General features: G+C 54.6%; 17 protein-coding genes and 1 other annotated feature. Of the genes, 13 read left to right on the top strand and 4 right to left on the bottom strand.

What is annotated here, in order from left to right; all coding sequences use genetic code 11:
• Nucleotides 1-67 precede the first annotated feature (67 nt).
• Nucleotides 68-1,405, top strand: a complete 1,338-nt coding sequence (locus KCG39_RS18385; RefSeq protein ID WP_071846050.1) for an MFS transporter — start codon at nucleotides 68-70, stop codon at nucleotides 1,403-1,405.
• Nucleotides 1,406-1,456: 51 nt separating this feature from the next.
• On the top strand, nucleotides 1,457-2,683 hold the full coding sequence (locus tag KCG39_RS18380; RefSeq protein ID WP_142468043.1) for a YidR family protein: 1,227 nt from the start codon (nucleotides 1,457-1,459) through the stop codon (nucleotides 2,681-2,683).
• 1 nt (nucleotide 2,684) lies between these two features.
• Here KCG39_RS18380 and KCG39_RS18375 read toward each other — a convergent pair whose 3' ends face one another.
• Nucleotides 2,685-3,017, bottom strand: coding sequence for a YceK/YidQ family lipoprotein (locus KCG39_RS18375; protein ID WP_032742222.1), 333 nt, complete (start codon nucleotides 3,015-3,017; stop codon nucleotides 2,685-2,687).
• Nucleotides 3,018-3,315: 298 nt separating this feature from the next.
• Nucleotides 3,316-3,391, top strand: a sequence feature (ROSE (Repression Of Heat Shock gene Expression) occurs in the 5'-region of heat shock genes and acts as an RNA thermometer to modulate expression.).
• Between KCG39_RS18375 and ibpA the strand changes: the two genes are divergently transcribed.
• The 4 genes from ibpA to KCG39_RS18355 all read left to right on the top strand — a co-directional run bounded on the left by ibpA (nucleotide 3,385) and on the right by KCG39_RS18355 (nucleotide 7,071).
• Complete coding sequence (gene ibpA, locus KCG39_RS18370) at nucleotides 3,385-3,798, top strand: small heat shock chaperone IbpA (RefSeq protein ID WP_004126917.1); 414 nt, start codon at nucleotides 3,385-3,387, stop codon at nucleotides 3,796-3,798. (Overlaps the previous feature by 7 nt.)
• A 118-nt stretch (nucleotides 3,799-3,916) precedes the next feature.
• Entirely contained in the window at nucleotides 3,917-4,345 is a 429-nt protein-coding gene (gene ibpB, locus KCG39_RS18365; protein WP_004126915.1) for a small heat shock chaperone IbpB, read from the top strand.
• A 165-nt stretch (nucleotides 4,346-4,510) separates the two neighbouring features.
• Nucleotides 4,511-5,311 carry a DNA damage-inducible protein D gene (dinD, locus tag KCG39_RS18360; RefSeq protein WP_228299438.1) on the top strand — a complete coding sequence of 267 codons (801 nt, stop codon included), beginning with the start codon at nucleotides 4,511-4,513 and terminating at the stop codon, nucleotides 5,309-5,311.
• A gap of 98 nt (nucleotides 5,312-5,409) precedes the next feature.
• Nucleotides 5,410-7,071: a putative transporter gene (locus KCG39_RS18355; protein ID WP_004126911.1), complete on the top strand. Its 1,662-nt coding sequence runs from the start codon at nucleotides 5,410-5,412 to the stop codon at nucleotides 7,069-7,071.
• On the opposite strand, the gene KCG39_RS18350 is transcribed toward KCG39_RS18355, so the two are convergent.
• Entirely contained in the window at nucleotides 7,039-7,785 is a 747-nt protein-coding gene (locus tag KCG39_RS18350; protein ID WP_004126909.1) for a GntR family transcriptional regulator, read from the bottom strand. The two genes, KCG39_RS18355 and KCG39_RS18350, sit on opposite strands and share 33 nt — an antisense overlap.
• 341 nt (nucleotides 7,786-8,126) lie before the next feature.
• Here KCG39_RS18350 and KCG39_RS18345 point away from each other — a divergent pair, with 341 nt between their 5' ends.
• The gene (locus KCG39_RS18345; RefSeq protein WP_004126906.1) at nucleotides 8,127-9,749 is read left to right on the top strand and encodes an alpha-glucoside-specific PTS transporter subunit IIBC; all 1,623 of its coding nucleotides are present in this window, start codon (nucleotides 8,127-8,129) and stop codon (nucleotides 9,747-9,749) included.
• Nucleotides 9,746-11,068 carry a 6-phospho-alpha-glucosidase gene (locus tag KCG39_RS18340; RefSeq protein ID WP_004126903.1) on the top strand — a complete coding sequence of 441 codons (1,323 nt, stop codon included), beginning with the start codon at nucleotides 9,746-9,748 and terminating at the stop codon, nucleotides 11,066-11,068. Before KCG39_RS18345 ends, KCG39_RS18340 begins: the two co-directional genes overlap by 4 nt.
• On the opposite strand, the gene KCG39_RS18335 is transcribed toward KCG39_RS18340, so the two are convergent.
• A complete protein-coding gene (locus tag KCG39_RS18335) occupies nucleotides 11,065-11,958 on the bottom strand; it encodes a helix-turn-helix transcriptional regulator (protein WP_004126900.1) in 894 nt (297 codons plus the stop codon). The genes KCG39_RS18340 and KCG39_RS18335 overlap by 4 nt on opposite strands.
• Nucleotides 11,959-12,133: 175 nt before the next feature.
• Between KCG39_RS18335 and KCG39_RS18330 the strand changes: the two genes are divergently transcribed.
• The 5 genes from KCG39_RS18330 to KCG39_RS18310 all read left to right on the top strand — a co-directional run bounded on the left by KCG39_RS18330 (nucleotide 12,134) and on the right by KCG39_RS18310 (nucleotide 16,802).
• On the top strand, nucleotides 12,134-13,849 hold the full coding sequence (locus KCG39_RS18330) for a solute:sodium symporter family transporter (protein WP_004126885.1): 1,716 nt from the start codon (nucleotides 12,134-12,136) through the stop codon (nucleotides 13,847-13,849).
• Entirely contained in the window at nucleotides 13,846-15,339 is a 1,494-nt protein-coding gene (locus KCG39_RS18325) for a sulfatase-like hydrolase/transferase (protein ID WP_142468044.1), read from the top strand. The genes KCG39_RS18330 and KCG39_RS18325 overlap by 4 nt, the downstream gene beginning before the upstream one ends.
• Before the next feature lie 236 nt (nucleotides 15,340-15,575).
• Nucleotides 15,576-15,923: a YidH family protein gene (locus KCG39_RS18320; protein WP_004126880.1), complete on the top strand. Its 348-nt coding sequence runs from the start codon at nucleotides 15,576-15,578 to the stop codon at nucleotides 15,921-15,923.
• Complete coding sequence (locus KCG39_RS18315; RefSeq protein ID WP_004126877.1) at nucleotides 15,913-16,275, top strand: DUF202 domain-containing protein; 363 nt, start codon at nucleotides 15,913-15,915, stop codon at nucleotides 16,273-16,275. Before KCG39_RS18320 ends, KCG39_RS18315 begins: the two co-directional genes overlap by 11 nt.
• Nucleotides 16,272-16,802: a radical SAM protein gene (locus tag KCG39_RS18310; RefSeq protein WP_049115575.1), complete on the top strand. Its 531-nt coding sequence runs from the start codon at nucleotides 16,272-16,274 to the stop codon at nucleotides 16,800-16,802. The genes KCG39_RS18315 and KCG39_RS18310 overlap by 4 nt, the downstream gene beginning before the upstream one ends.
• Before the next feature lie 53 nt (nucleotides 16,803-16,855).
• Here the strand turns inward: KCG39_RS18310 and dsdA are convergent, their stop codons facing one another.
• Nucleotides 16,856-18,184, bottom strand: a complete 1,329-nt coding sequence (gene dsdA / locus KCG39_RS18305; RefSeq protein WP_142468045.1) for a D-serine ammonia-lyase — start codon at nucleotides 18,182-18,184, stop codon at nucleotides 16,856-16,858.
• Between the last annotated feature and the right edge of the window lie 3 nt (nucleotides 18,185-18,187).

Raw genomic sequence — 18,187 nt, 5'->3', positions numbered from 1 at the left:
TTATTTAGCGCATTACGGTTAAGTTATTAATAAAAAATTTAAATAAACCCTCTGTAAATTACCGGGCATGGTGAGCGGCCTCGCTATGCCCAAAATCTGGAGACAGATTGCGATGGATATTTCAGTTACAGCTGCAAAACCCGGGCGTCGTCGCTATTTGACGCTGATAATGATCTTTATTACCGTGGTGATTTGTTATGTTGACCGCGCTAACCTTGCCGTGGCATCGGCGCATATTCAGGAAGAGTTTGGTATTACCAAAGCGGAAATGGGATATGTATTTTCCGCTTTCGCGTGGCTGTATACGCTTTGCCAGATTCCCGGCGGCTGGTTCCTTGACCGCGTGGGCTCAAGGCTAACCTACTTTATCGCTATTTTTGGCTGGTCGGTGGCGACGCTGCTTCAGGGATTTGCCACCGGGCTTATGTCGTTGATTGGCCTGCGCGCAATTACCGGGATATTTGAAGCGCCGGCGTTTCCAACCAATAATCGCATGGTGACCAGCTGGTTTCCGGAACACGAGCGCGCATCAGCCGTCGGTTTTTACACCTCAGGACAGTTTGTCGGGCTGGCATTTCTGACCCCACTGTTAATCTGGATTCAGGAAATGCTGAGCTGGCACTGGGTATTTATCGTTACCGGCGCTATCGGGATTGTATGGTCACTTATTTGGATAAAGGTCTATCAACCGCCGCGCCTGACGAAAAGCATCAGCAAAGCCGAACTGGATTATATTCGCGACGGCGGTGGCCTGGTGGACGGCGATGCGCCCGTTAAAAAAGAGGCGCGCCAGCCGCTGACCAAAGCCGACTGGAAGCTGGTATTCCATCGCAAACTGATAGGTGTTTACCTGGGACAGTTTGCCGTGACCTCGACACTGTGGTTCTTCCTGACCTGGTTCCCCAACTATCTGACACAGGAAAAGGGGATTACGGCGCTGAAAGCGGGCTTTATGACCACGGTTCCGTTCCTTGCCGCCTTTGTTGGCGTGCTGCTCTCCGGCTGGCTGGCGGACAGGCTGGTAAGAAAAGGCTTCTCGTTAGGCGCCGCGCGTAAAACCCCGATTATCTGCGGCCTGCTGATCTCGACCTGCATCATGGGCGCAAACTATACCAACGATCCGGTGTGGATTATGGTCCTGATGGCGTTAGCGTTTTTCGGTAACGGCTTCGCTTCGATTACCTGGTCGCTGGTCTCTTCGCTTGCGCCAATGCGGCTTATTGGGCTGACGGGGGGGATGTTTAATTTCGTCGGCGGGCTGGGCGGTATCACCGTTCCGCTGGTAGTGGGCTATCTGGCTCAGGACTATGGTTTTGCGCCTGCGCTGGTTTATATTTCCGTTATTGCGCTGGTTGGCGCACTCTCTTACATCCTGCTGGTGGGGGATGTTAAACGAGTAGGCTAATCCTTTCCGATACTATACCCTGATGCGAAAGTCTCGCATCAGGGTATCTTTATGAAACAAGTCACCTTTGCTCTCCGTCATCATCAGCTTACCAACACCCGCACCTGGACGGCGGACAGCCGGTGGCTGGTTTTTGACGTTCGTCCCTCAGGCGCCTCCTTTACTGGCGAAACGATTGAGCGGGTAAATGTCGATACGGGAGAAGTTGAGATCCTCTACCGAACCGGACAAGGTGCGTACGTTGGCGTGGTGACCGTTCATCCATCGGAAGATAAATATGTCTTCATCCACGGCCCGGAAAACCCTGACGAGCGCTGGCATTACGATTTCCATCATCGTCGCGGCGTGGTGACGTATCAGGGGGAAACGCGCAACCTTGATGCGATGGATATCACTCCGCCCTATACCCCCGGCGCGCTGCGCGGCGGCAGCCATGTGCATGTTTTTAGCCCGAACGGCGAGCTCGTCAGCTTTACCTATAACGACCACGTGTTGCATGAACGCGATCCGGCGCTGGATTTGCGCAACGTTGGCGTGGCGGTTCCCTATGGCCCGGTAGTACCGCGTGGGGATCATCCGCGGCAATACGGCGGTAGCCACTGGTGCGTGCTGGTCAGCCACACAACGTCATCCCCCGTGCCGGGCAGCGACGAGATTAATCGTGCCTATGAAGAAGGCTGGGTCGGCGACCGGGCGCTGGCGTTTATTGGCGATACGCGAGCGATAAACGGCGACAAAGTGCCGGAGCTGTTTATTGTCGCGTTGCCGCAGAGCGAGCAGGGCTGGAAGCAGTCTGGCGATGCGCCGCTGGCAGGAACGCAAACCACGATGCCGGCGCCTCCTGCCGGCGTGGTTCAGCGTCGCTTAACGTTTACCCATGAACGTCGTTATCCGGGGCTGGTGACTACGCCCCGTCATTGGGTACGCGCCAATCCGCAGGCAACGGAGATTGCTTTTCTGATGCGCGATGAGGCCGGCGTGGTGCAAATGTGGCTTATCTCGCCTCAGGGTGACGGGCTGCGGCAGTTGACCCACAACCGCTCCGATATCCAGTCGGCGTTTAACTGGCATCCGTCGGGGAAATGGTTGGGCTTTGTGCTGGAAAACCGAATCGCGCTTTGTGATGCGCTGAGCGGGGAAATCCTCTTTTTGACCGACGGACATGCCAATCCGCCATCGGCCGAAGCGATCGTCTTTTCGCCAGACGGCAAACAGCTTGCCTGGATGGAAGAGGTAGACGGTTACCGCCAGCTATGGGTAACCGCAACGGGGCGCTAAATTACTGATTAGTCATCCGCGCTGGCGGGATCACGGAGTTGGTCGCCAGCGTCTCTTTCTCACTCTTTTCGACGCGCGATTTGACCGAGCTGTCGGTGCGGAACATATCCCACGGCAGCAGCAGCGTGTCCATTACCGCCGTAAGGGGCATATCCAGCGCCACAAGGGATTTCGTTCCCCAGTTGGCATCGCTATCTCCCAGCATTTGCGCGCTGGCGCGCGTTCCCGGATAGGTTCCTTCCTTACCGCCGGTATGTGACATCACGCTGGAGCAACCGCCTACACTTATCATCCCGCTAAACAGGACCAGCTTTAACAGACCGTTTTTCATCATTTTTCCGTCATCGTTACGGGCGTTGATAGAACCTTCAATGTACAAAAAATTCAGAGCGCCGCCGGTAATGGCGCGGTCTGAAGAATGGCGTACATATCGGTTATATCGGGCCATTCCATGGATGCATAGTGCGATTACGCCGCACTGTGGCAGGCGTCGCACTTTGCCTTTTGTGCTGTCACTCCAGTCTAAGCAATAGACCGCAAACTGCAAAAAAAATTGCCCTCTTCACCTTGAAAAGGGCATGGATATACCCATTTTAGGAATGTGTCACTCAGAGAATACGCCGAATGGGTATTCCGCTTAATAACGACCTGTCCATGATGGAAGGTCAGATAATTCTCGCTGATTTCAGGAGCTATGTATTATGCGTAATTTCGATCTCTCCCCGCTGTATCGTTCTGCTATTGGTTTCGACCGCCTTTTCAATCTGTTAGAAAATAATCAAAGCCAGAGTAATGGCGGCTACCCTCCGTACAACGTTGAGTTAGTAGACGAGAACAACTACCGCATCGCGATTGCCGTGGCCGGTTTTGCCGAGAGCGAACTGGAAATTACCGCTCAGGATAATCTGCTTATCGTGAAAGGCGCCCATGCCGCCGAACAGAAAGAGCGTACTTATCTTTATCAGGGCATCGCTGAACGCAATTTTGAGCGTAAATTCCAGCTGGCGGAAAATATCCATATTCGCGGCGCCAACCTGGTAAACGGCCTGCTGTATATCGACCTCGAGCGAGTGATTCCCGAAGCGAATAAACCGCGCCGTATCGAGATCAACTAATTTCCTCGGGCCGCCAACGCGGCCCGGTATTAATGTAAAAATCTGCCTGCCGTCAGGGGGCAAATGCGAATCCGCAGGATTTGCAGCTATCCACTCGCTTCTTAGAAGGAGAAACACAATGCGTAACTACGATTTATCCCCGCTGCTGCGTCAATGGATCGGTTTTGACAAACTGGCCAACGCGCTGCAAACCGCCGGTGAAAGCCAGACCTTCCCGCCTTATAACATCGAAAAAAGCGACGACAACCACTATCGCATTACCCTTGCGCTGGCCGGTTTCCGTCAGGAAGATTTGGATATCCAGCTTGAAGGCACGCGCCTGACGGTAAAAGGCGCGCCGCAGCAGCCGGAAAAAGAGACCAAATGGCTGCACCAGGGGTTGGTTAACCAGGCCTTTAGCCTGAGCTTTACGCTTGCCGAAAATATGGAAGTCTCCGGGGCTACCTTTACCAACGGCCTGCTGCATATCGATCTGACCCGTAACGAGCCGGAACAGATCGCACCGCAGCGCATCGCCATCAGCGAGCGCCCCGCGTTAGATAGCTAATTAAGCTAACCACCCATAAGGCCCCGATTTTCGGGGCTTTTTTGTGCGCGAGAGCGCATTAAATCCCCTTGCTGCAATAGATGTTTCAGTTTAAAAAATAATCAGGTTTTATAGGCTCACTGAAACAAAGGATATGTAATGAACGAACAGTAGCCGTTTGAAGCGATTAAAAATAGGGATGAGGCGGGAAGAGAGTACTGGTCTGCCCGGGCGTTAGCAAAACTGCTTGAATACTCGGAATATCGACACTTTAATCCCGTGATAATTAAGGCAACTGAAGCCTGTGCGAATAGTGGTCATGCTATTAGCGACCATTTCGAAGAGATCCTCGCTATGGTCAAGACAGGTTCGGGAGCGCAAAGAGAACTTAAGGATATTAAGCTCTCACGCTATGCCTGCTATCTGGTTGTGCAAAATGGCGATCCATCGAAACCGGTGATTGCCGCAGGGCAAACCTACTTTGCTTTGCAAACTCGTCGCCAGGAGCTGGAAGACGATCAAACGTTTAAATCACTACGAGAGGATGAAAAGCGACTGTTTCTGCGCAATGAGCTTACTGAACATAATAAACATCTGGTTGAAACGGCCCAACAGGCAGGCGTGGAGACAACGCTGGATTTTGCCATCTTCCAGAACCATGGCTATAAAGGCCTCTATGGCGGACTGGATCAAAAAGCGATTCACGAGCGTAAGAAGCTGAAAAAAAGCCAAAAAATTCTCGACCATATGGGGTCTACTGAACTTGCAGCCAACCTGTTTCGCGCTACTCAAACGGAAGAAAAACTACGCCGGGATGAGGTTGATACGAAGCAGTTGGCCAATCAAACCCATTATGAAGTAGGTCAAAAAGTACGCCAGACTATCAAAGAACTTGTCGGCACGATGCCGGAAGCGCTTCCTTCCCCGGAGAAAAGTATTCAGCAGCTAAAAATCGCCGCGAAAAAGAAATGTTCCCCTGAGTCGTAAACCTGATCCCGTGATTATTGTGCGCCAGGCGGCATACAGCCTGGTGAGTACCGGTCATAATCCTCATTGTGAGTAATGTTATACACAGGGAAGAGACGATGAGTGATATAGCATTGACCGTTAGCGTATTGGCGCTGGTGGCGGTCGTCGGATTGTGGATCGGCAATGTAAAAGTGCGCGGTGTCGGCTTCGGTATCGGAGGCGTGCTGTTTGGCGGCATCATCGTCGGCCACTTTGTGGACCAGGCGGGCATTACGCTCAGTAGCCCAATGCTGCACTTTATTCAGGAATTCGGCCTGATTCTCTTTGTGTATACCATCGGTATCCAGGTTGGGCCGGGCTTCTTCGCCTCGCTGCGCGTCTCCGGCCTGCGGCTGAACCTCTTCGCCATTCTGATCGTCATTCTCGGCGGCCTGGTCACCGCGGTCCTGCATAAACTGTTCGATATCCCTCTTCCCGTGGTGCTCGGTATCTTCTCCGGCGCGGTAACCAACACGCCTGCGCTGGGCGCCGGGCAGCAGATCCTGCGCGACCTTGGCGTACCGCTTGATACCGTCGATCAGATGGGGATGAGCTACGCCATGGCCTATCCGTTTGGCATCTGCGGCATTTTGCTGACCATGTGGCTGGTGCGACTGTTTTTCCGCATCAACGTCGAGAAAGAAGCCCAGCAGTTTGACGAGATCAGCGGCAACGGCCATGCGCATCTCCAGACCATCAACGTGCGGGTCGAAAACCCGAACCTGAACAATATGGCGATTCAGGATGTGCCGATGCTTAACAGCGACAAGCTGATCTGCTCGCGCCTCAAGCGTGAGGAGATGCTAATGGTGCCCGCGCCGAATACCCTGATTCAGCTTGGGGACCTGCTGCACCTGGTCGGGCGACCGGAGGATTTACACAATGCCCAGCTGGTGATTGGCAAGGAGGTTTCCACTTCGCTCTCCACGCGCGGCACCGATCTGAAAGTCGAGCGCGTGGTGGTCACTAACGAAAAAGTGTTAGGTAAAAGAATTCGCGATCTGCACTTTAAACAGCGCTACGACGTGGTGATTTCGCGCCTCAATCGCGCCGGGGTTGAACTGGTGGCCAGCAGCCATGCTAGCCTGCAGTTCGGTGATATTCTCAACCTGGTCGGCCGTCCGGAGGCGATTGACGCGGTGGCCGCTGAGCTTGGCAACGCCCAGCAAAAACTGCAGCAGGTGCAGATGTTGCCGGTATTCATCGGCATTGGCTTAGGCGTGCTGCTGGGCTCTATTCCGCTGTTTATTCCGGGGTTCCCGGCGGCGTTGAAGCTGGGTCTGGCCGGAGGGCCGCTGATAATGGCGCTGATCCTCGGGCGTATCGGCAGCATCGGTAAGCTGTACTGGTTTATGCCGCCCAGCGCCAACCTCGCGCTGCGCGAGCTGGGTATTGTGCTGTTCCTGGCGGTGGTTGGGCTGAAATCCGGCGGCGACTTTGTGGCGACGCTGATTGAAGGTGACGGCATGAGCTGGATTGTCTACGGCATCTTTATCACCGCTATCCCACTGCTGGCTGTCGGTATTCTGGCGCGGATGCTGGCGAAGATGAACTACCTGACCCTATGCGGCATGCTGGCCGGTTCAATGACCGATCCGCCCGCGCTGGCCTTTGCCAACAACCTGCATGCCACCAGCGGCGCGGCGGCGCTCTCTTACGCGACCGTTTATCCGCTGGTCATGTTCTTACGTATTATTACGCCGCAGCTACTGGCGGTGCTGTTCTGGGGGATAGGTTAACGGATTCTCCGCCTGGACACGCCGCAGGTGGTAGTCCACCTGATACTCGCTGGCGTTACGGAACATCACCGAGTAGTTAAGAAACTCGCCGCTGTCGCTGTAGGAAAGAGAGGTTATACGCAGCAGCGGCGTCTGTTCCGGCACGTTCATCGACTGCGCCAGCTGCCTGTCCGCCAGCACCGGCGACAGCGTTTCATAGTTACCGCTAATGGTTATTCCACACTCCTTCTCGATGTAATCGAACTTCGACCCTTCCAGATGCACCAGCGATAGATTGCGAAACAGCTTCACCGGCATATAGCTGTCTTCCAGCATTAGCGGCTTGCCATCGACATAGCGCACCCGGCGCGAGAAGTAGATCCGTTCATCAATTTGTATCCGCAGCAGGCTGGCGATAGCCGGGGGGGCGGGCATCACCTCAAAAACCAATACCCGGCTGACCACCTCTTTACCCTGCTTGCGCAGCACCTCGGCCAGACCGGTCAGATTGCTGGTTTCATGATGCAGGTCTTTACGGGCGACGTAGGTGCCGGAGCCGTGTCGACGCACCACCAGCCCCCAGGCGACCAGCAGATCTATCGCCTTGCGGATGGTCATGCGCGCGACGCCAAACTCTTCCGCCAGCTTTTTTTCGCCGGGAAGCGGGCTGCCGACCTCGAAATCGGAGGAGTTCAGCCGCAGACGTAGTCTGTCGGCGATGGATTTGTAGATCACCTGTAGACCTCTATTCATTCAGTTGAAAACGATAGTGCATGAATTATCAACTATAAAAATACATTTAATACATGGGGATAAAGAGTATTCGTTATAGCGACTTAAACAGCGCAATTCATAATGTCTAATTTTTACTTAAAAAGTAGACAACATTGACGCAATTAAAACCATGAAAGCGATCACGAATCGCAACGGCGCCGCATGTTGTTGGAGGGGCAAATTTCTATTCTCATCTCAGGCCAGTACAAATAGTTACCCTGAATAATTCACCGCGGCAGGTGAAGCATGGCGGGTATGAATAAGGCCACTCACCCTATGAGTTGTTACATGAGGATTTTCAAATGCTCAGTCAAATACAACGCTTTGGCGGCGCCATGTTTACCCCGGTTTTACTCTTTCCTTTCGCCGGGATCGTGGTGGGTATCGCCATTATGTTGCGCAACCCGATGTTCGTCGGCGAAGCGCTCACAGCACCCGACAGTTTATTTGCTCAGATCGTTCACATTATTGAAGAGGGCGGCTGGACCGTCTTTCGTAATATGCCGCTGATTTTCGCCGTCGGTCTACCGATCGGCCTGGCGAAACAGGCCCAGGGCCGGGCCTGCCTGGCGGTGCTGGTTAGCTTCCTTACCTGGAACTACTTTATCAACGCCATGGGGATGACCTGGGGCCACTTCTTCGGCGTCGACTTTTCCGTTGAGCCAACGGCAGGCAGCGGCCTGACGATGATGGCCGGGATTAAAACGCTTGATACCAGCATTATCGGCGCGATCGTCATTTCCGGGCTGGTGACCGCCCTGCATAACCGCTATTTCGATAAACCGCTGCCGGTGTTTCTGGGGATCTTCCAGGGCTCCTCGTTTGTGGTCATTGTTGCCTTCCTGGCAATGATTCCCTGCGCCTGGCTGACCCTGCTTGGCTGGCCAAAGGTGCAGATGGGCATTGAATCGCTGCAGGCCTTTTTACGCTCCGCCGGAGCACTGGGCGTCTGGGTCTATATCTTCCTTGAACGTATCCTGATCCCGACCGGTTTACATCACTTCGTCTATGGACCGTTTATTTTCGGCCCGGCGGTAGTGGAAAGCGGTATTCAGGTTTACTGGGCGCAGCATTTACATGAGTTCAGCCAGAGTTCCGAGGCGCTGAAAACCCTGTTCCCGGAAGGCGGATTCGCGCTGCACGGTAACTCGAAGGTCTTTGGTTCCGTGGGTATCGCGCTGGCGCTCTACTACACCGCAGCACCGGAAAACCGCGTGAAAGTCGCCGGTCTGCTGATTCCCGCCACCTTAACCGCCGTACTGGTGGGAATAACCGAGCCGTTAGAGTTCACCTTCCTGTTTATCTCGCCGCTGCTGTTTGCCGTCCATGCGGTGCTGGCGGCCACTATGGCGACGGTGATGTATATCTGCGGCGTGGTAGGCAACTTTGGCGGCGGCCTGCTCGACCAGTTCCTGCCGCAAAACTGGATCCCGATGTTCCACAACCACGCGTCGATGATGTTTATCCAGATTGGCGTTGGCGTGTGCTTCACCGCACTCTACTTCGTCATTTTCCGCACGTTGATTCTGCGCCTGAACCTCAAAACGCCGGGCCGTGAAGAGAGTGAAATTAAGCTCTACAGCAAAGCGGATTACCAGGCCGCACGCGGTAAAACCAGCGCCGCCGGAGCAGCGGACACCAAACTGGGCCAGGCCGCCGGCTTCCTGCAGGCGCTGGGCGGAGCGGGCAATATCGAAAGCATCAATAACTGCGCCACCCGGCTGCGCATTGCGCTGGTCGATATGGCGAAGACCCAAAGCGACGACGTCTTTAAAGCGCTGGGCGCCCACGGCGTAGTCCGCCGCGGCAATGCAATTCAGGTCATCGTCGGCCTGCACGTTCCTCAGGTCCGCGACCAGCTGGAAACCCTGATAAAAGATTCTCTACAGACCGAACAAACCACCATGACGGAGGCAGTATCATGAAAAAATTCTCAGTTGTTATCGCAGGCGGCGGTAGTACCTTCACCCCGGGCATCGTGCTGATGCTGTTAGCGAACCAGGATCGCTTCCCGCTGCGGTCGCTGAAATTTTACGACAACGACGGCGCGCGTCAGGAGACCATCGCCGAGGCGTGCAAAGTCATTCTCAAAGAGCAGGCCCCGGAGATCGAGTTCAGCTACACCACCGACCCGCAGGCGGCGTTTACCGACGTCGATTTCGTGATGGCGCATATCCGCGTGGGCAAATACCCGATGCGTGAAAAAGATGAAAAAATTCCGCTGCGCCACGGCGTTCTGGGCCAGGAAACCTGCGGCCCAGGCGGGATCGCCTACGGTATGCGCTCCATCGGCGGCGTCCTGGAACTGGTGGACTATATGGAAAAATATTCACCAAACGCCTGGATGCTGAACTACTCTAACCCGGCGGCCATTGTGGCGGAAGCGACCCGCCGCCTGCGTCCGAACGCTAAAATTCTCAACATCTGTGATATGCCGATCGGTATTGAAGGTCGGATGGCGCAAATCGTCGGCCTTAAGGACCGTAAACAGATGCGCGTGCGCTACTACGGGCTGAACCACTTCGGCTGGTGGACCTCGATTGAAGATTTGCAGGGCAACGATCTGATGCCGAAACTACGCGAACATGTCGCGAAATTCGGCTATGTGCCGCCATCAAACGATCCGCATACCGAAGCCAGCTGGAACGACACTTTCGCCAAGGCGAAAGACGTGCAGGCGTTGGATCCTGATACGATGCCGAATACCTATCTCAAGTATTATCTGTTCCCGGACTATGTGGTGGCGCACTCCAACCCGGAACGCACCCGCGCCAATGAGGTGATGGATCATCGTGAGAAAAACGTCTTTAGCGCCTGTCGGGCAATTATTGAGGCGGGTAAATCCTCCGCCGGCGATCTGGAAATTGACGAACACGCTTCCTACATCGTCGATCTGGCGGCGGCGATTGCCTTTAATACCCAGGAACGGATGCTGCTGATTGTGCCGAACAACGGCGCGATTCATAACTTTGACGCCGATGCGATGGTGGAAATTCCGTGCCTGGTGGGCCACAACGGACCGGAGCCGCTGACGGTTGGCGATATTCCGCACTTCCAGAAAGGGATGATGAGCCAGCAGGTCGCGGTGGAAAAACTGGTGGTGGATGCCTGGGAACAGCGCTCGTACCATAAGCTGTGGCAGGCCATCGCACTGTCGAAAACCGTACCGAGCGCATCGGTCGCCAAAGCGATTCTTGATGACCTGATCGCGGCCAACAAAGAGTACTGGCCGGAACTGCATTAATCCTGCTGACCGGCATCCATGGGGTGCCGGTCATTCATTTTTAACACCGCTGAGGGCGCATAGCCGAACCGGCGTTTAAACGCCTTGCTAAAATGAAAGGAGTCAAAGAAGTTCAGCATTTCCGCCACCTTACCCACCGTATTCCCCTCCTGCTTTAATAGCGACTGCGCCAGCTCAAGCTGGGCGTTAAGGTAATACTCCTTTGGCGTTTTGCCGGTATAACGCAAAAAGAGGCGCCGCAGCCACGGTTCGCTGCACTGCATAGCATCAGCCATATCGGCTACGCTCCAGCGTTTTTGCGGATTAGCGTGTAGAGCGGCAATAAGATTCTCCAGCTTTTGCAGTTGACGATCTTTGTTGCCATTTTCGGCAATCAGGCAAATCCATTGATAAATGATTTTCGTGAGGTAGGCGACGGCCAGGTTATTCTTTAGCGGATCGCGGTCAGCAATCAGTAAGGCCACTTCATTGAGTTCCTTATTAAAAATATCGGCGTGATAAATAGTGCCGATTTGTAATACCGGAATAGGCATCAGCGTAGTAGGAATAAATTCCATCCAGTATTGTTCCCAGACCAATCCGGCGCAGTGATAGGATTTGATCTCTATGGGTTTTAGAAATATGACGCAGTTACCGTTTAACGTTATTTCAGTATGGTCTTTAAGATATATTTTCCCGCACCCCTGGAGGGTATATATCGCCACCCATGAGTTGGCGATAAGCGGTTTCTTTTTATCGCGCGGCCAGCTAACCCGGTAGCTTTCATCGGCCAGGGTATGCCACAGCGAGAGCAGGGAAATCCCGCTTGAGATCACATTTTCTTCCAGAACTAACGGAATGTTATACGTAGTTTCGTTTTTTACATGCGAAATTTGTATTTTTCCATTCATTTTAATTTCCCATCGGCCAATGATGCCTGCAACCTGATGAGGTGAATTTAGCAAGAAATAGCCTTGCAGGGATACATTGCATCTCGTTTTATATAAATCATCGCCTTACCTGGATAAAACGCTATACCTTTGTACCTAATAGCGCCGGGATATAATGACAAATAAGGGCTTAAAGATGAATACTATACAAATTTTGAGCTTTGTCGGTTTTACATTGCTGGTGGCTATCATTACCTGGTTCAAGGTAAGAAAAGCGGATACCGGTTCGCAGCAGGGCTATTTTCTTGCCGGCCGTTCGCTGAAAGCGCCAGTCATCGCCGCCTCGCTGATGTTAACCAACTTATCGACCGAACAGCTGGTAGGATTATCGGGCCAGGCTTACAAAAGCGGCATGTCGGTCATGGGCTGGGAAGTGACATCGGCGGTGACGCTAATCTTCCTGGCGCTGATCTTTCTTCCCCGTTATTTGCAGCGCGGTATCGCCACCATCCCGGACTTTCTGGAAGAGCGGTACGATAAAACGACCCGCATTATTATCGACTTCTGCTTTCTTATCGCCACCGGTATCTGCTTTTTACCCATCGTGCTTTACTCCGGCGCGCTGGCGCTAAATAGCCTGTTTCATATCGGTGAGTCGCTGGGGCTGACCCAGGGCGCCGCCATCTGGTTACTGGTCATTTTGCTCGGTCTGGCCGGGATTTTATACGCGGTGATCGGCGGTATGCGCGCAATGGCAATCGCTGATTCCATTAACGGAATTGGCCTGGTGATTGGCGGTCTGATGGTACCGATTTTTGGCCTGATGGCGATGGGGAAGGGGAGCTTTTTACAGGGCATAGAGCAGCTGACGACGGTACATGCGGAGAAGCTGAACTCCATTGGCGGCAGCACTGACCCCTTACCGATTGGCGCGGCGTTTACCGGCCTGATTCTGGTGAACACCTTCTACTGGTGTACTAATCAGGGGATAGTTCAGCGAACCCTGGCGTCAAAAAGCCTGGCGGAGGGGCAGAAAGGGGCGCTGCTGACGGCGGTTCTCAAGATGCTCGATCCGTTGATTCTGGTTCTTCCCGGTTTAATTGCCTTTCACCTCTACCAGGATCTGCCGAGCGCGGATATGGCCTATCCGACGCTGGTCAATAAGGTGATGCCGCTCCCGTTAGTTGGGTTCTTCGGCGCGGTACTGTTTGGCGCGGTTATTAGCACCTTTAACGGTTTTTTAAACAGCGCCAGTACCCTGTTCAGCATGGGGATTTACCGGCGCATCATTAATCAAAACGCACAGCCGGAACAGCTGGTGCGCATTGGGCGGAAATTTGGCCTTTTTATTGCGGTGATATCGGTGATTGTCGCGCCGTGGATCGCCAATGCGCCGCAGGGACTGTATAGCTGGATGAAGCAGCTCAACGGTATTTATAACGTGCCGCTGGTAACCATCATCATTATGGGCTTCTTCTTTCCGCGTATCCCGGCGATCGCCGCCAAAGTGGCGATGGGGCTGGGGATTGTTAGCTACATCACGATTAACTACCTGGTGAAGTTCGATTTCCATTTCCTCTACGTGCTTGCCTGCACGTTCTGCATCAACGTGGTGGTCATGCTGGTTATCGGCGTCATTAAGCCGCGGGCGACGCCGTTTAAATTCCATGATGCGTTTGCCGTTGATATGCAGCCGTACCGGCACGTGAAAATTGCTTCGGTGGGGATCTTGTTCGCGATGATCGGCGTTTACGCGGGCCTCGCCGAATTTGGCGGCTACGGCACTCGCTGGCTGGCGGCGGTGAGCTACGCCATTACCGCAGCGGTCGTTATCTATCTGATTTACAGCAGCTGGCGGGAACGCCGCTCCGCTCCAGCTTCCTATGCTATCGACGTTAAGGAAAAATCATGAGTCGTCCCAATTTCCTGTTTATTATGACCGATACCCAGGCGACCAATATGGTGGGCTGCTACAGCGGTAAACCGCTGAATACCCATAATATTGATCGTCTGGCCGCCGAAGGTATCCGCTTTAATTCCGCCTATACCTGCTCGCCGGTATGCACTCCGGCGCGTGCCGGACTGTTTACCGGAATCTACGCCAACCAGTCCGGCCCGTGGACCAATAACATCGCGCCGGGAAAAAACATCTCTACCATGGGGCGCTACTTTAAGGATGCAGGTTACCGCACCTGCTATATCGGCAAGTGGCATCTGGATGGTCACGACTACTTTGGTACCGGCGAGTGCCCGCCGGAGTGGGACGCTGACTACTGGTTCGACGGCGCAAATTACCTCGCGGAACTGACCAAGGAGGAGATCAGCCTGTGGCGCAATGGCCTGAACTCGGTTGAAGATTTACAGCGACACGGTATCGACGAAACCTTTACCTGGGCGCACCGCATCAGCAATCGGGCGGTAGACTTCCTGCATCAACCCGCGCGCGCCGACGAGCCGTTCCTGATCGTGGTGTCCTATGACGAGCCGCACCATCCGTTTACCTGCCCGGTGGAGTATCTGGAGAAGTATCAGGACTTTTATTACGACCTCGGGCCGAAGGCTCATGATTCGTTGAGCAATAAACCGGAACACCATCGGCTATGGTCGCAGGCGATGCCCTCACCGGTAGGCGAGGATGGGCGCTATCATCATCCGCTCTACTTTGCCTGCAACGACTTTGTTGATGACCAGATTGGTCGGGTGATCGATGCCTTGACCCCGGAACAGCGGGATAATACCTGGGTGATATACACCTCCGATCACGGTGAGATGATGGGCGCGCATAAGCTCATCAGCAAAGGCGCGGCGATGTATGACGACATTACCCGTATCCCGTTGATTATGCGCCCGCCGCAGGGCAAATCCGCGCAGGTCGACACACCGGTCAGCCATATCGACCTGCTGCCGACGATGATGGCGCTGGCGGGCATCGATAAGCCGGATATCCTGCCGGGAGAAAATATTCTCGATGCTGAAACGCCGCGTGGCGTGATGGTCGAGTTCAATCGCTATGAAATCGAACACGACAGCTTTGGCGGTTTTATTCCGGTGCGATGCTGGGTGACGGATGAGTACAAACTGGTACTCAATCTGTTTACCAGTGATGAACTGTATGATCGGAAAAATGACCAGGATGAGCTACATAATCTGATCGATGTCCATGAATTCGCCGACGTTCGCTACCGGATGCACGATGCGCTGCTGGACTATATGGATAAAATCCGCGACCCGTTCCGCACCTATCAATGGAGCCTGCGTCCGTGGCGGCCGGATGCCCAGCCGCGCTGGATGGGCGCTTTCCGCCCGCGTCCGCAGGATGGCTACTCGCCGGTCGTGCGCGACTATGACACCGGTCTGCCGACGCGGGGCGTGAAGGTAGAGGAGAAAAAACAGAAATTTTGACGAGTTCACAGCGTTGGCAAAGGGCGCTCGTCAGGCATTGCCCGGTAGAAAGGCGGACGCACTGGGCCATCACTCTGAACGATATAGCCGCCAATCATCAGCCTGATAACCTGACGCTAAATGGTTATCAGGCCTGAACTTTTTCTGCAACGGGGCGATTATTGATGCCTTCCGCATTGGCTCTCAGGTAGAATCGCCGGTATTTTACGCAATCGGCAACCCATCAAGGAGTTATGATGAAAATATCCCGCCTTGGCGAAGCGCCGGATTACCGCTTCTCGCTGGCGAATGAACGTACCTTTCTGGCGTGGATCCGCACTTCGCTTGGCTTTTTAGCTGGCGGCGTCGGCCTGGACCAGCTGGCGCCGGATTTCGCGACGCCGCTGATCCGCGAAATTCTTGCTCTGCTGCTGTGCCTGTTTGCCGGCGGCCTGGCGATTTACGGTTATATACGCTGGCTGAGCAACGAAAAGGCGATGCGGCTTAAACAGGATCTTCCCTATACCCGCACCCTGCTGCTGATCAGTATTCTGCTGACTATCGTTATCGTGGTGGTCATGGCGCTGGTGCTCTATGCCGGATAATCGCCGGGCGCGCCGCGAGAACGACCCGGGCCTGCAACCGGAGCGCACGTCGCTGGCCTGGTTTCGCACTCTTTTAGGCTATGGCGCGCTGCTGGCGCTGGCGATTAAGCACCACTGGCATCAGGCAGGGCTTCCGTTCTGGATTTCGCTGTGCATATTGCCGTTTGTCGCTGTCATCCTCTGGCGCTATACCCGCAGCCGCAATGTGATGGATGTTGAGCATAGTGATTTTGTCCAGCGGCAGGCGGTTCGTGACAAATTTTTGATCGCATTCGCAGTACTTTCCCTGTCATTGTTGTTTGCTGTAACCCATATACGACAGGTGATTTTGTTTATTAAGGATCTGATATGACAGGATGTCAGGCCGATTACAGTGACGATCGGCACTGCGGTAACTGCCAGTCTCTGGCGAGCGATATCCCGGTATGGGAAGTGATTATCCATCGTCAGGAGTGTGAACGCCCCGAGCATGTCTATCATCAGCTGAGCGCTCAGGGGGCAGCGGCTATCAAGTTCATTCCCCATTTGCAACCTTCCGACGCCCGCCTGTGGGGGGATTTTCTCTGCGCGGTGTTCGCTATTTGGATCAAAGAAGACGCTAATCGCATCGTCGTGCCGCTGTTTGAGGCAACGCTGCGCGCCTGGCGCGGTGAGGCAGTATGTTATGAGAATAATCCGCCTGGGCCGGCCTGCGCCGGCTGCGCCTGGCTAAGATTATGCGGTGGCGGCTGCCCGCAGCTGCGACTGGAGGATGGCTCCAATGCGCTATGCGAGGGATACCGGCAGTTTTATAGCTGGAGCGCCCCCTATATGCGCGTCCTGCGCGATTTACTCAACCAGCACCGCTCGCCGGTTGAGCTCATGCATCTGCTGCGCTAAAAAAATGGCGACGAGAGGATCTTCGTCGCCATTGCGTTTACCTGTCTTAAAGTTTACCGCCCTTTTGCCAGATACTGCGCCATCTCCTCTTTCGGCACCATGCCGCCGCCGGTCGCCCACACCAGATGGGTCGCATTCTGCATCTGCTCCGCGGTGAAGCCGTGCATCAGCTGATATGCCTCGCTGGCGCAGACCCGCTGCGGCCCGGCCATACCGGCCAGGGCGGATGGCTCGAGGCGAATACCTTCTTCTTCGGCTAACCAACCCAGCATATCGTACATAGTCTGGTCATCGAGAGAGTAGAACCCATCCAGCAGGCGCTCCATTGCCCGACCCACGAAACCGGAAGCGCGGCCTACCGCCAGACCGTCGGCGGCGGTCAGATTATCGATCCCCAGATCCTGAACTGAAATCTGGTCATGCAGGCCGGTATAGACCCCCAGCAGCATGCAAGGGGAGTGGGTCGGCTCGGCGAAGAGGCAGTGGACGTGGTCGCCAAACGCCAGCTTCAGGCCAAACGCCACCCCGCCGGGGCCGCCGCCCACGCCGCACGGCAGATAAACAAACAGCGGATGAGCGGCGTCTACCACGCGCCCTTCCCGGGCAAACTGCGCCTTTAGCCGCTCGCCGGCCACGGAATAACCGAGGAACAGGGTGCGCGAGTTCTCATCATCGATAAAGAAGCAGTTTGGGTCAGATTCGGCGGCTTTGCGCCCCTGCTCAACCGCCACGCCGTAATCCTCTTCGTACTCCACCACCGTTACGCCATGGCTGCGCAGTTTGGCTTTTTTCCACGCCCGGGCGTCGGCGGACATATGGACCGTTACTTTGAAGCCGATGCGCGCGCTCATTATGCCAATCGACATCCCCAGATTGCCGGTGGAGCCGACGGCGATGCTGTACTGGCTAAAGAACCCCCTGAACTCGGGCGTCAGCAGCTTACGGTAGTCGTCGGCAGTGTTTAACAATCCCGCGCCTATCGCCAGTTTCTCCGCGTGGGTAAGCACCTCATAAATGCCGCCGCGAGCTTTTATCGAACCCGAAATCGGCAGATGGCTGTCTTTTTTCAGCAGCAGATCGCCGCTAATTGGCTGGCTAAAAGTTTTTTCCAACCGGGCCTTCATTGCCGGAATAGCCACCAGCTTAGACTCGATGATGCCGCCGGTGGCGGCGGTTTCCGGAAAGGCCTCCGCCAGATAAGGCGCAAAGCGATCGAGCCGGGCATGGGCGTCCTGAACGTCTTCTGTCGTCAGGCCAACATAGGGTAACCCTTCCGCCAGCGACGTCGTTGACGGGTTAAACCAGGTGGTTTCTTTCAGGGTTATCAGCTCCTCCAGGAGAGGAAACTGCGCGAGTAAAGTGGTCATGTCAGCGTTTTTCATATT

It is taken from the genome of Klebsiella pasteurii, assembly GCF_018139045.1.
Lineage (GTDB): Bacteria > Pseudomonadota > Gammaproteobacteria > Enterobacterales > Enterobacteriaceae > Klebsiella > Klebsiella grimontii.
The sequence above is the reverse complement of the archived record's forward strand: the minus strand, read 5'-3'. Positions and strand labels throughout refer to the sequence as shown.